The sequence below is a fragment of the Noviherbaspirillum sp. ST9 genome, from assembly GCF_048799745.1.
Classification (GTDB): Bacteria; Pseudomonadota; Gammaproteobacteria; order Burkholderiales; family Burkholderiaceae_D; genus Noviherbaspirillum.
Genome location: NZ_JBLWFR010000008.1, coordinates 59,819 through 72,889, shown reverse-complemented (window position 1 = coordinate 72,889; position 13,071 = coordinate 59,819). Strand labels below are relative to the sequence as shown.

At 54.4% G+C, this 13,071-nt stretch carries 8 protein-coding genes and 1 tRNA gene; 7 read left to right on the top strand and 2 right to left on the bottom strand.

Annotation, left to right across the window (positions count from 1 at the left end):
- Positions 1 to 16 precede the first annotated feature (16 nt).
- On the top strand, positions 17 to 634 hold the full coding sequence (locus tag ACNOHI_RS18910; RefSeq protein WP_420476253.1) for a YqhA family protein: 618 nt from the start codon (positions 17 to 19) through the stop codon (positions 632 to 634).
- An 18-nt stretch (positions 635 to 652) separates the two neighbouring features.
- A complete protein-coding gene (locus ACNOHI_RS18905; RefSeq protein ID WP_420476252.1) occupies positions 653 to 2,191 on the top strand; it encodes a fumarate hydratase in 1,539 nt (512 codons plus the stop codon).
- Positions 2,192 to 2,441: 250 nt separating this feature from the next.
- On the opposite strand, the gene ACNOHI_RS18900 is transcribed toward ACNOHI_RS18905, so the two are convergent.
- A complete protein-coding gene (locus ACNOHI_RS18900; protein WP_420476251.1) occupies positions 2,442 to 2,999 on the bottom strand; it encodes an NADPH-dependent FMN reductase in 558 nt (185 codons plus the stop codon).
- A gap of 137 nt (positions 3,000 to 3,136) precedes the next feature.
- Here ACNOHI_RS18900 and murI point away from each other — a divergent pair, with 137 nt between their 5' ends.
- The 3 genes from murI (at position 3,137) to ACNOHI_RS18885 (ending at position 8,159) form a co-directional block, all read left to right on the top strand.
- On the top strand, positions 3,137 to 3,952 hold the full coding sequence (gene murI, locus ACNOHI_RS18895) for a glutamate racemase (protein WP_420476250.1): 816 nt from the start codon (positions 3,137 to 3,139) through the stop codon (positions 3,950 to 3,952).
- Positions 3,953 to 4,033: 81 nt separating this feature from the next.
- Positions 4,034 to 4,109 (top strand) — tRNA-His (locus tag ACNOHI_RS18890).
- A 297-nt stretch (positions 4,110 to 4,406) separates the two neighbouring features.
- The gene (locus ACNOHI_RS18885; protein ID WP_420476249.1) at positions 4,407 to 8,159 is read left to right on the top strand and encodes a hypothetical protein; all 3,753 of its coding nucleotides are present in this window, start codon (positions 4,407 to 4,409) and stop codon (positions 8,157 to 8,159) included.
- Between the two features lie 236 nt (positions 8,160 to 8,395).
- On the opposite strand, the gene ACNOHI_RS18880 is transcribed toward ACNOHI_RS18885, so the two are convergent.
- Complete coding sequence (locus ACNOHI_RS18880; protein ID WP_420476248.1) at positions 8,396 to 10,207, bottom strand: DUF4214 domain-containing protein; 1,812 nt, start codon at positions 10,205 to 10,207, stop codon at positions 8,396 to 8,398.
- A gap of 372 nt (positions 10,208 to 10,579) precedes the next feature.
- On the opposite strand from ACNOHI_RS18880, the gene ACNOHI_RS18875 reads away from it, so the two are divergent.
- A complete protein-coding gene (locus tag ACNOHI_RS18875; RefSeq protein ID WP_420476247.1) occupies positions 10,580 to 11,533 on the top strand; it encodes a DUF4214 domain-containing protein in 954 nt (317 codons plus the stop codon).
- Positions 11,534 to 11,799: 266 nt separating this feature from the next.
- The gene (locus ACNOHI_RS18870; RefSeq protein ID WP_420476246.1) at positions 11,800 to 13,062 is read left to right on the top strand and encodes a DUF4214 domain-containing protein; all 1,263 of its coding nucleotides are present in this window, start codon (positions 11,800 to 11,802) and stop codon (positions 13,060 to 13,062) included.
- Positions 13,063 to 13,071: the final 9 nt, after the last annotated feature.

The following is a 13,071-nucleotide window of genomic DNA, read 5'->3' as shown; positions in this document are numbered from 1 at the left end:
TGTTTTCCCATAAGACATGAGTTCAAACGACAAGATCCCTGCCGCTGTACGACCAATCCGCCCCCTGCCCAACCTGATCTTCATGAGCCGCTGGCTGCAGCTTCCGCTGTACATCGGCCTGATCCTCGCGCAAGGCGTGTACGTCTACCATTTCTGGGTCGAACTGGTCGACCTGGTGGGTGCGGCGATGGGTAACAAAGCCGCACTGGAACACATCATCAGTGCGGTCGCCATCGAAGGTGCGCCCCGCCCGACCAAACTGACCGAAACCACCATCATGCTGGTCGTGCTCGGCCTGATCGATGTGGTGATGATCTCGAACCTCCTGATCATGGTCATCGTCGGCGGCTATGAGACCTTCGTGTCCCGCATGCACCTCGAACACCACCCCGACCAACCGGAATGGCTGTCGCACGTGAACGCCTCCGTGCTGAAAGTGAAGCTCGCTACAGCAATCATCGGTATCTCGTCGATCCACCTGCTGAAGACCTTCATCAACGCCAACGCCTATGACGCCAAGACGCTGATCGCACAGACCGGCATCCACATCACGTTCCTGCTGTCGGCGATGGCCATCGCCTACTGCGACCGCCTGATGAGCGGCCCCGATTCCCACTCCAAGCAATCCCATTGACCCTCTGTTGACATCATCATGACTATCATCAAGCAAGAAGACCTCATCGAATCGGTCGCCGCCGCGCTGCAGTACATCTCGTACTACCATCCGGTGGATTACATCCAGCACCTCGCACGCGCCTACGAAATCGAGCAGAGCCCGGCCGCGAAGGACGCGATCGCGCAGATCCTGACCAACTCGCGCATGTGCGCCGAAGGCAAGCGTCCGATCTGCCAGGACACCGGCATCGTCAACGTGTTCCTGAAGATTGGCATGGAAGTGCGCTTCGAGGGCTTCAAGGGATCGATCGTCGATGCGGTCAATGAAGGCGTGCGCCGCGGCTACCTGCACCCGGACAACGTGCTGCGCGCATCGGTCGTCGCCGATCCGCAGTTCGATCGCAAGAACACCAAGGACAACACGCCGGCCGTCGTGCACATGGAACTCGTTCCCGGCAACACGGTGGACGTGCAGGTCGCGGCCAAGGGCGGCGGCTCCGAGAACAAGACCAAGTTCGTCATGCTCAACCCATCCGACTCGCTGGTCGACTGGGTGCTCAAGACCGTGCCCCTGATGGGCGCCGGCTGGTGCCCGCCGGGCATGCTCGGCATTGGCATCGGCGGTACCGCCGAGAAGGCGATGCTGATGGCGAAAGAATCGTTGATGGAAGACATCGACATGTACGAGCTGAAAAAGCGCGGCCCGCAGAACAAGACCGAAGAACTGCGTCTTGAACTGTGCGAGAAGATCAACGCGCTCGGCATCGGCGCGCAGGGTCTTGGCGGCCTGACCACCGTCCTCGACGTCAAGATCAAGATGTACCCGACGCACGCCGCATCCAAGCCGGTCGCCATGATCCCGAACTGCGCTGCAACCCGTCACGCGCACTTCGTGCTCGACGGTTCCGGCCCGGCCTACATCGAGCCGCCGTCACTGTCCGAATGGCCGGACGTGAGCTGGGCGCCCGACACCGAGAAGTCCAAGCGCGTCAACCTGGACACCCTGACCAAGGAAGAAGTCGCATCCTGGAAGCCGGGGCAGACCCTGCTCCTGAACGGCAAGATGCTGACCGGCCGCGATGCCGCGCACAAGCGCATCCAGGACATGCTGGCCAAGGGCGAGAAGCTGCCGGTGGACTTCACCAACCGCGTAATCTACTACGTCGGCCCGGTCGATCCGGTACGTGATGAAGTCGTCGGCCCGGCAGGCCCGACCACCGCGACCCGCATGGACAAGTTCACCGACATGATGCTCGAGAAAACCGGCCTGATCTCCATGATCGGCAAGGCCGAGCGCGGCCCGGTTGCGATCGAGTCGATCAAGAAGCACAAGTCGGCCTACCTGATGGCGGTCGGCGGTTCGGCCTACCTCGTATCGAAGGCGATCAAGTCGGCCAAGGTGCTGGGCTTTGAAGACCTCGGCATGGAAGCGATCTACGAGTTCGAGGTGAAGGACATGCCGGTGACGGTGGCGGTCGATTCCAACGGTATTTCGGTGCACAACACCGGGCCGAAGGAATGGTCGGAGCGGATTGCCTCTGGCAACCTTGGTGGGATTCCGGTCGCGGTGAAGTAAGGCTGCGACTGCTGGAAGTTAAACGGGCCGCGATGCGGCCCGTTTTTATTTCTGAATGCGTTTGCACGCGGGCGACTACAAATGCTCAGCACCTTGCCCCATCCCCGTCGTTCCCGCGAAGGCGGGAACCCATAAGCAATCCGCTCGTTCTACGTCACCATGGGTTCCCGCCTGCGCGGGAACGACGGGGAAAAGGCGAGTGAATCATCAAGAGTGCGAGCCCGCATTCCAACCTCGCCAGGCGTGCAACTTACTTCCTCACATTCCTCAACGCCGTCCCCCAGCTGATCACCTGATCCAGCATCGCCGTCACCGATTTTTCATGATGCTGCGCCGGCTTGAAAGTCGCAAAGTTCTCGAAATCCGTAAACAGCGACAACATCACCTGCGCCCGCACGTCCGCGATCATCAACTCGCCCATCACCAGACGCAGATGCTCCACCGCACGTGCACCGCCTGCGCTGCCATAACCAACAAAGCCGGCGGCCTTGTTGTTCCACTCCGCATAGAGGTAGTCGATCGCGTTCTTCAACGCCCCCGAGGTGCCGTGATTGTATTCGGGCGTCACAAACACATAGGCGTCGAAGGACGCAATCTTCGCCGCCCAGACCTTCGTATGCTCATTGCTGTACTGCCCCATCGACGGCGGCACCGGTTCGTCCAGCAGGGGCAGATTAAAATCCTGGATGTCCACCAGTTCCACCTGGGCATCGTTGCGCTGCCTTGCGATCTCGAACACCCAGCGCGCGACGTCTTCCGCCTTTCGTCCGGGCCGGGTGCTGCCGACAATGATAGCCAGTCTGATCATCTTCGTTCTCCTTGGGTTGTCAATCGACAATGACAAAAGGTCAAGCGACCCTGACCTTAGGAGTGCGGCGGAGGATGCCGGTTCAACGCGGTGGATTGCCGGGTGTAAAATTGCTCGTCTTCGCAATTCCCACTCCCATGTCAGACAAGCCCATCGGCATCTTCGACTCGGGCATCGGCGGTCTGTCGGTGCTGAAATACATCCACGCCAGCCTGCCCAACGAGCAGTTGCTTTACTTCGCCGATTCCGGCTATGCCCCCTACGGCGGACGGACGGAAGACGAGATCGTCGAACGTTCGCTCGCCATTGCCGGATTCCTGATGCAGTACGAGGCAAAAGCACTGGTAGTCGCCTGCAATACGGCAACGGCTGCCGCGATCAAGGCGCTGCGGACACGCTATCCGGACATCCCACTGGTCGGCGTCGAGCCCGGCCTCAAGCCGGCGGCGGCCTTGTCGAAGACCGGCAACGTTGGTGTACTGGCGACTAAGGGAACACTGGCGAGTGAGAAATTCAGGCTGCTGCGCGAGCAGATCAGCACTGCGACCCATGTGCAATTCCTCCCCCAAGCGTGCATCGGCCTGGCCGACCAGGTGGAAAAAGGTGAGCTGCAATCGGCCGAGACCGCCCTTCTCCTGCGCCGCTACGTCGAACCGCTGATTGCGGAAGGCGCGGACACACTCGTGCTCGGCTGCACACATTACCCGTTCGTGTTGCCGCTGATCGAAGAAATCGTCGGGCAACTGACGACTCGACCGGTCGCCATCGTCGACACCGGAGAGCCGATTGCGCGCCAGCTGGTCCGGCTGCTTACTGCGCGCGGCCTCCTCCGGCAGCAAGGGCCGGGCAAGATCGCAGCGTTCACCACCGGCAGTGAAACCGCCCTGAAGACGGCGTTTTCCCGCCTTCTCCACCTCACCCCGCCGGTCGCCACAGTCGGCGCGACGGGTTGAAAAAGCAGTATTTGCCACTTTGCCCCGAAGTTTGTATAATGACGGGCTTGCCTGACATGCAGTCCGGCAAAGACTTCAGTGGTGGCCGTAGCTCAGTTGGTAGAGTCCAGGATTGTGATTCCTGTCGTCGTGGGTTCGAGTCCCATCGGCCACCCCAAATAATTCAAGCGCTTAGCCCAGTTCTTCGGACTGGGCTTTTTGCTTTTTAGCGGCCGAAAGTTCTCATGTAACCGGTGTGTAACCCGATTTGCGAAATTCTCAGCCAGTCATTCCGCCACACCGTCAAATTCCATAGGCAAGTAACGAAAAGACGGAGCCACGTTACTGTCCATCATGCGAAGCAGTTGTTAAACTCGCCTCTTCAGCGTGTTGCCACTTCCTCCGCCTCAACGCATCGGAAAGAAGCGAGCATCAATCGTCGCTACAGATAAGCGAGACGAAAAGGACACTTTCGATGAAATGGATAACTGCCCACAACCTCCAGCAATGGGCCGAGTCACTTGCAGCGCGGACTGTTTTCCCGGGCCTCATAGCTGACCTTGTGGCAGCGTCAGTCCCGGATATTACAGCCTTCCGGTTCCCAAATCGCGAGAAAGGACAGGTTCGGGGCTTTGACGGCGTTCTTGAAGCAACGGGCGTCCCGCCGTTCGTCCCCGACGGTGCTTCCATATGGGAGTTCGGAGTAAACGGCGATGTGATTGGCAAAGCGGATAAGGACTTCAAGAAACGAACGGAGGAACTCGACGCAGAAGTCAGAGCAAGTACAACGTTTGTGTTTGCGACGCCTCGAACTTGGGACCGCCCACAAAAACAAATAACTGAATGGCTGAATGAAAAGCGAGCCCTAGGAGCGTGGAAGGGAGTCGAGTATTTCGATGGTGCGGCACTCGAACACTGGCTCGATATGCACCCCGCAGTCGCGGCCCGGTATGCCCGGTACGAACTGGGCCTTTCTCCACATACGGGAGCGTATAGCTCAAACGAGTTCTGGGACGAGTTCTCGACCCGTTTCGCTCCAGCATTGGTGGAGGATGTACTGCTTGCTGGACGTGAGTCGCAAGCAGCTGAGCTAATCAGGCTGCTGGGCGATGGCGGTAGCAAGTTAGCTTATGCCGCAGACTCCGCGGACGAAGTAATTGCCTTCGCAATCGCGGCCATTCGACGTGCCGAGCCGGAAGTCCGCCAGCTCTTGGAAACCCGCGTCCTCGTGGTCGAAAGCGCGGACGCTGCACGGCAGCTCGCCGTTAGAAAGGGCTTGATATTCCTACCAAGGGGACAAGCACGTTCATTCGTTGGCCTCTTGGCGCAAGCTGGACCAACAGTTGTTAGTGCCGGCGCCGATGATCAACGCTCTCACCATGAAGTCCTAACAAGACCGACCAGTTCTCAACTGGCAAAATCCTTCGTCTCGATGGGTATTACTGAATCCGAAGGCTATGAACTGGCGCGTAGATGCGGCCGAAGTCTGGCGGTACTCGCCCGCCAAATACCCAGCGGGACAGCAGAGCCTCCTGAGTGGCTCCAATCCTCAGACGCTCTAATACCCGCACTATTGGCAGGTGCATGGAAACCATCGGTTAAAGCAGACGCCGACGTGCTTACAGCATTGGGTGGTCGCGCAACTTACGAAGAGGTTGAGGCTCCGCTTCGGAAACTCACCAAGCTAAAAGACCCGCCGGTCGACCGAGTTGACGACGTATGGACTATGCGCTCCTCTGTCGACGCATTCTTGCACCTCGGCCATCTCCTTGGTGGCGAACACCTACAGCGATTTGCTGAACAGGCTAAATCTGTGTTCTCTCAGATTACTGAGCCTCCAAAAGCCGAGGATGTGTTTCGCCTGTCTAAATCAAGGGTTGACCAACATAGCACTTGGCTTCGAGAGGGCATGATGACAACGATGCTTCACATGGCAGCGCTCCATGAAAAAGCAGGATTTGTCGTAACGGGCTCAACGCCTCAATACTTCGTTGATCAAATCGTTCGAAATCTGCCAGGACTGTCATCCAACCATCGTCTGCTTGGAAGCCTCGGAGACAAACTTCCACTGCTTGCGGAGGCTGCACCCGTCCCTTTCTTTGAGGCCCTCGAGCGCCTGCTTGAGGGCGACGCCGAGAACATCAAAGCCATTTTCTCCGAACAGGACAGTTTCTTTGCGCCTCAGAGCTCCCATACAGGACTCCTTTGGGCTTTGGAATTGCTTGCTTGGGACGCTGACTACCTTCTTCGTTCAGCAATGTGTCTGGCAAAACTGGCTGCCATTGACCCGGGAGGCAAGCTATCGAACCGCCCCATAAACAGCCTCCGAGACATACTCTTGTCTTGGTCACCGCACACAAACGCGACCTATCAGCGGCGCATTAGCGTTCTTGCACATGTCGTACGGGCCATGCCTTCTATCGCTTGGCCACTTCTTGTAAAGCTCTTACCTCAGCATCACGACAGCGTAAGTCCAACCCAAAAGCCGATATTTGCAGAAGCGTCCCCTGGAGGCCAAGAGACCCTCACCTACGGTATTGTTTGGGAGACCCAGTCGGCAATTGTTGACTTGGCCGTCGAGAATGCGGGCCTCATGCCAGAGCGTTGGGCAACTCTTATCGAGGCACTCAGCCAATTGCAGCCAGACAGCTTTGAGCGCGTCTTGATTGCACTCGAAGACTGCATGAGTAGGCAGACGCCTAAGGAACTGATGACGACGTGGGATGCTTTGCGAAAGGAATTGAATAAACATCGAGCGTTTAGTGGCGCCGAATGGGCGCTTCGGGATGCCCCCCTTCAACGGCTAGAGGCCCTTGTAGCCAAGTTCCAGCCTGATGACCCCATATTGCTCAACACCTGGCTGTTCGACGACTGGATGCCGGACGTTCCTGGCAAGCTTAATGATGATGAGCCAATGGAAGCGATTGAAGATGCTAGAACGAAGGCGCTTCAAGACGTCGTCATAGCATATGGCTTTGATGGCTTGGCAATGATGGCAGAACGAGTCAAACTACCAATCCAGATGACAACTGCACTTCGCCGACTAGCATTGGATGAGATGCCTCTCTACGGTCTCATCAGTCGCCTCCTGGGGATGGATGGAGAGTGCAAGTCGCTCGGAGCAGTTCTAATTGCCCAAGCCTTCGTTGTATATGGCAGTTCGTGGGCCGCCTCGATTCGCAATCTCATTTCAGACCTTCAGCTTAGTCCAACAGATAGCGCACGGCTTTTCTTAGCCTTTGAAGATACGAGGCCCACATGGGAACTAGTCAGCACTTTTGGAGCTGAGATTGACGCGGAGTACTGGCGTCAGAAAAGCGCCTCCGGCTTCACAGGAACGCTCGACGACCTCCATTACGCTATAACAAGATATCAGGAGCATGGTCGAACGCTAGGAGCAATTGAAGCGACACATCGCCGGCTGAAAGATGTTGACTCTCCAACCCTATTGAGCTTGCTAGATTCAGCAGTAGTAGAAATCAACGCATCTGGGGGCAATAGTGCCAATATGCTCAGGTACTACATTGAGCACATCTTCGAGGAACTGGAAAGACGGACCGACGTGATGAAGGACGAGTTGGCCCGAATGGAGTTTATATATCTACCCTTCTTTCATCGACGCAAGCGTCCCTTGACACTGCACAAGATGATGGCAGAAAGCCCTGAATTCTTCGTTTCCACAATTTGTGCTGTCTTCAAACCGGAAAACGGAGAGTCGCCAGCCTTGTCCGACAGTGAGCGGCGACATGCGACCGCTGCATACGAACTATTGAATGGGTTGGACGTACTGCCCGGGCAAGTTGGCGCCCAAGTAGACTTCGCGAAACTTAGCGCATGGTGTGATGAGGTACAGCGGCGCTCGGCTGACGTCGACAGAAGGTCCGTTACTGATGGCCGTATAGGCCACCTGCTTGCTCATGCGCCAGTAGACCCGGATGACCAAGTTTGGCCCCATAAGTCAGTACGACGACTCTTAGAGCAACTCTCGTCTGATAGAGTTGAGAATGCTATACGTCTTGAGCGATTTAACATGAGAGGCGTATACAGTAAAGCTGTTGGTGAAGGTGGTCAGCAGGAGCGGGACCTGGCTGAGCAAGCCCGAGCATGGTCTAGAGCAGTTCCCGCGTTTCCCCGCACCGCCACCATGCTTGCCGCAATTGCTCAAATGTGGATCAACGAAGGTGAGGCTTCAGACGCTAGGGCTGCAAAGGAAGCCTTACGTTGGTGATCTATAGCCTCCCAGTACTTCTTCTCGAGCACTTAGCCCAGCCCTTCGGACTGGGCTGTTTTTATCAAGGGAATCCTCGCGTGTGACCGTTCTGCCAAAGTGACTAAAGCGAAAGCCGAGTAGAGTTGCCCTACTGGGTGTTGTGACTTTTTCGCTGCGTATGCAGCTTGAACGATGCGAAATACAGCTCCTTTAGAAACTGCGAGGCCCACTGCCCCTCTTAAGAAAGTCTGGGTTTAGGCTATCGGAATGTACTCTATACCATTTTGAATTACGCCAAGAAGGGCTGCTTGATTCTCCGGAGATTCCGAAAAGCCCACGAGTATCGCCGCCCGTGAAGTTCCGCCTGCGAGATTTTTAACATGAAAATCCAAACCGCTGGAATCCGGAACGCGATGGAGCACGTTCGCATAAAGCTGTGTAACAAAGCGGACGTCATCGAGGCTACCGTAGGTTTGAGAGAACTCAGGACTGTTAATGAAGTTTAGGGCAACCTGAGTCAGAGAAAGTCCAGTATCGAGGGCGTTCATTTGGTATCCAAGACCTTCCTTGTCGGGAGTCCTGTTAAAAGCAGCCTGGTACAGCCTGAAAGCCTGTCCCGCGTTGCCGGAGATATCTAAGGCTATTGCCTTGTCCTCAAAGCTTATACGCTCAATGCTTACGAGCGTATCGGTCTTACCAATGGTCGCTCGTGAAGCTGCTGACCAGTTTCCATTATCATGCGATAGCGAATAGCCGACACTGTTCCCGCTGTACTTCGCGGTATCATTTCCGCTTCCTCCGTCATATCGACTACCTTCGGCCTGAAGTACGATAATCGTGTCATTTCCTGCAAGGCCAGTAATCGCGCTCTTACGCCCGACGAGGGCAACAATCGTATCTTCGTCGTCCGTTCCCACCAAATTGTCAGTGTTCTTGAGGCCGGCTTGGAGCGTGAAAAAGGCGGGCTTGTTGTAAATCGCCCATCCGTTATCCCACCACCAGAAAGGTGAGAGTGGCTCGTCGTGCTTTGGGTCTACCTGATTTGTCACCTCAAGGTTCACCCATCCCCAGTAGGAAAAACCAGCAAACCATTTCGAATCAACGCTTTTCCAAGTATCCAGATAGGCCTGCGTCATTACAGCCTGCATTACATAGTCCGAAGGCTCCCCCATGTAAGGGTTTGCTAGACTAGGAGCCGACCATGGGTCCGGCGAACTCGCAAAGCCGCTTTCCGCCGAAACAACCGGCTTGCCATATTTCACAGAAAGCGCCTTATAAGCATCAATGATGCTTGTTGGGCTTGTCGTATATGCCTTATTCGCTATCCAGCCTTGTATTCCTTGCTCATAAGTTGGTTTCGTCGTTTCTCGGGTAAGGAGGTCGTGAATCTGCGGGCCAATCAAGTCGAGGTATTGCCAAAGTTCTGTGTTCTTCATTGGACTATTTGCGTACGCCCACGGGTGCTCGTCAAGAATTGAGCCCCACGCCGTGTAGGAGAGCAGCCCCTTATAGCTGTCTCTCATTACGGAAACGGCTTCTTTCCAGAACAAGTTGTAGAGCCTTGAGTCAAGCGGGTTCATTTCCCCGCCGATTGCGACGTAAACTGCCTCAATCCTCTGTGCAATCCCTCCCAGTTTTGCCAGATATTCGTGATAGCTTGGTTTAAAGATGGTAACAAAGCTGTCTAGCTTGCTTCGGTCCTTAGCAATCTCCTCGTAGTTTCCGAAATACTCCCCAAAGGACGTGTTAACGCCGGTGCCGGCAGACGTGGTAGCTAACTGGAAGTACGGTTGCAGGATGACTTCTAGCCCCTTCTCACTGGCGATTGCGGAAACCTTCTCGATATCTTTGAGAGTCTCCCTTTGCCATCCAGCACCATTGTGATCAAGAATTTTGCCTGTAGTCGGGTCGACGTATTCGCACCAACTCAGTGTTACCGCGCTTGCACCAAGCTCTGCAATTGCGGTAAGACTTTGTTCGGTAACGCCAGTCCAGTACAGCTGGCCATCCCACAAGGTGACGGAGCGTAGAGGTCTATCGATAAGTGAAGCAGTGTTTCTTATCATAGCTGCCTTAGAATAGAAAAATTGGGAGTGATGATATCTATGGCAGAGTGTGCCAACATCCCATGAATGCGGGATATCCGTCCAAAGGCGCAAGATTTCATCACTCTCACTAGCACGTAGTACGACCAGCGCGCATGAACTAAAGCTCTTAGCAGAAGGTAGTTTGAGGCGCAGCAGAGCATTAACTTGCGCACTAGCTTTTGACGCAATTAACTGCGCACTAGCCGCGAACTAAAGTGCAAACCTAATTGCTACATCGGGCGCCTCTCCTACATGTTTGATGCTGCATCCCCCCCATAAACATGAGATTCCCCCACTCATGACATTGCAGTATGGTGATCAATTGCCCAAGACAATCAATAAGGACCAACAGTGACAGTATTTACCGCTGCGGCGAGTCAAGCCGGCGTGAACATGAGTGATAACACAACCTTCTATGGCTCGATTATCACAAATACTACATCCCAACTGACTGTAGCGTCAGGATCACAGCGCCAAGACTATTACGGCAGCTTCAACTATAGCGCCACCGACGTTTTCGGCGTCCTTACCGGGACGCGGTACATCAACACAGCTACAGGACTGACCTATACGGCTAATGGGTTCACCTACGATGCAAACCTTGCGGCCAAATACATCAACTCGGGTTCGTCAGGCGTGCTGATCTACGATGTCCTGGCTGGAAATGACCAGATAACCGGCTCTGCATACGCGGACGTATTGGTAGGTTATAACGGCAATGACGTTATAACGGGTGGAGCCGGTAACGATTCAATCAATGGAGGCGACGGCATCGATACTGTGGTGCTCAATACCTCGCGTAGCAATGTGACAATCACCCGCTCCGGCAACTCGATAAGGCTAACGGATGCCACCGGCGCGACCGGCACCGATACCTTGACGAGCGTCGAGCGAATCAAATTCGTGGACGCGACGGTTGCCTTAGACATCTCTGGCTCTGGTGGACAAGCCTACAGGTTGTACCAGGCCGCGTTCAATCGCACCCCGGATAAGGGCGGCCTTGGTTTTCATATGAATGACCTCGATAATGGCGCTACTCTTACACAAATCGCTCAGAACTTCATTAATAGTCCCGAGTTCAGCCAGACCTACGGAAGTCTCAATGACATGCAGTTTGTCACGCAGCTCTACGCAAATGTGCTCCATCGCGGGCCTGATGCAAACGGACTCGATTATCACGTCAAGAACTTGGCTAACGGTATGTCCCGCGCTCAAACCCTCGTTGGTTTTTCTGAGTCACCGGAGAACCAAGCCTCACTCATTGGCGTCATTCAGAACGGGTTTGAATATATCCCTGCTGTCTAAAATCTGGACGGGCAACTCACGTAATTACCTAATCCGTTAAATAGGATGAGATAAGGGATTGAATAGCCGAAACGGGACTTCAACACGAGCAGACAGGCCATCCTGCAACTCAGGATTTCGACCCAAACCGACCTAGAAGCCAATCTTACTCGCTGGTTCTAGTTGACTACTAGTATGCTCTGCGATGGTTACTGAAGGCCCAATCTTTTGACATAATTTCTAGCTTGCTAATAAGCGAGAGCGATAGCGCATCTTTGGGAGAATGTGTGGATCTAACAACTGGCACCTACCGCGCAAGCACATATGATCATTTTTACACGCTAAATCTTCGGCAAGGCAGCAACGTCTTCATTGAAGTGTCTGGAGACAATGGGACTTCCGCTATTTACGATAGCAATATGCAGTATGTCAGCCGAACCACGACTGGAACGCCACTGTTCCTTGAGGCTGGAACGTATAACGTACACGCCAAATATAGCAGCCCTACCAATGGCGTGATGAATGTCTATATTCCATCGCAATTAGCTTTCGACTCCTTACGCGACCTTTCTAGCGGAAGCTATCAAGCTAGTAGCTATGTAAACTTTTATGCGTTGAATATAAAGAGTGGTGGAAATCTCTTTCTTATTGCCAGTGGTGACAGCGCAAGGGCAGCTGTCTTTGACCGCGATTTGAACTTCGTAACGTACCCAGGTAGCGGACCGACCTATCTAGATGCCGGCAACTACATTGTATTGACATCGTTCAATGGATACCGGAACGGTGTACTTAATGCAAGCATTCCAGAATCAATAAGAACTGAAGACACAAACCTCCCACCTCTGCTCACTGGACATGACACGTTTTATGGCTCCGACGGTCCCGACCTTGTGCAAGGACTTACCGGCAATGATCGTTTTACAGGACGCTCAGACTATTCGAAGCCAGACGTGTTCTTTGGGGGTCCAGGAAACGACGTAGCAACATATCAAGGAAGGTATAGCGAATACAAAGTGACATTCAGCGATGGACTGCGGGATTATCGAAAGCCAGATGGAGCTCTCGTAAAGGGTACCGTTGTATCAGACTCGTCAAGCGGTCGAGATGGGACCGATTATCTGCACGATGTGGAACGCCTTCAGTTTGCCGACAAAAGCCTTGCTTTCGATGTAGATGGAGTAGCCGGTCAAGCGTATCGCTTATACCAGGCGTCATTTAACCGCCCCCCCGACAAGGGCGGATTAGGGTTTCAAATAAACGCACTTGACTCAGGTCTGACACTTCAGCAAGTCGCACAGAACTTCATTGACTCGCCCGAGTTCAAGACCAAGTACGGCGCGGCTTTGTCCAATGGCTCTTTTGTCAACCAGCTCTACGCCAATGTTTTACATCGTGCTCCCGATAGTGATGGATATGCTTATCAGGTAAATGCCTTGGAAAATGGCCTGTCACGCTCACAACTACTTATTAACTTTTCAGAGAGTCCCGAGAACTATAAGGCAACGCTGGTCGGTATTCAAAACGGTATTGAGTACACTCCTGTAAGTTAATGCGGCGGT

Coding starts and splice junctions, on each gene's coding strand:
- ACNOHI_RS18880 (WP_420476248.1), bottom strand. CDS start 10,207: ATGATAAGAAACACTGCTTCACTTATCGATAGACCTCTACGCTCCGTC.
- ACNOHI_RS18900 (WP_420476251.1), bottom strand. CDS start 2,999: ATGATCAGACTGGCTATCATTGTCGGCAGCACCCGGCCCGGACGAAAG.
- ACNOHI_RS18885 (WP_420476249.1), top strand. CDS start 4,407: ATGAAATGGATAACTGCCCACAACCTCCAGCAATGGGCCGAGTCACTT.
- murI (WP_420476250.1), top strand. CDS start 3,137: ATGTCAGACAAGCCCATCGGCATCTTCGACTCGGGCATCGGCGGTCTG.
- ACNOHI_RS18910 (WP_420476253.1), top strand. CDS start 17: ATGAGTTCAAACGACAAGATCCCTGCCGCTGTACGACCAATCCGCCCC.
- ACNOHI_RS18905 (WP_420476252.1), top strand. CDS start 653: ATGACTATCATCAAGCAAGAAGACCTCATCGAATCGGTCGCCGCCGCG.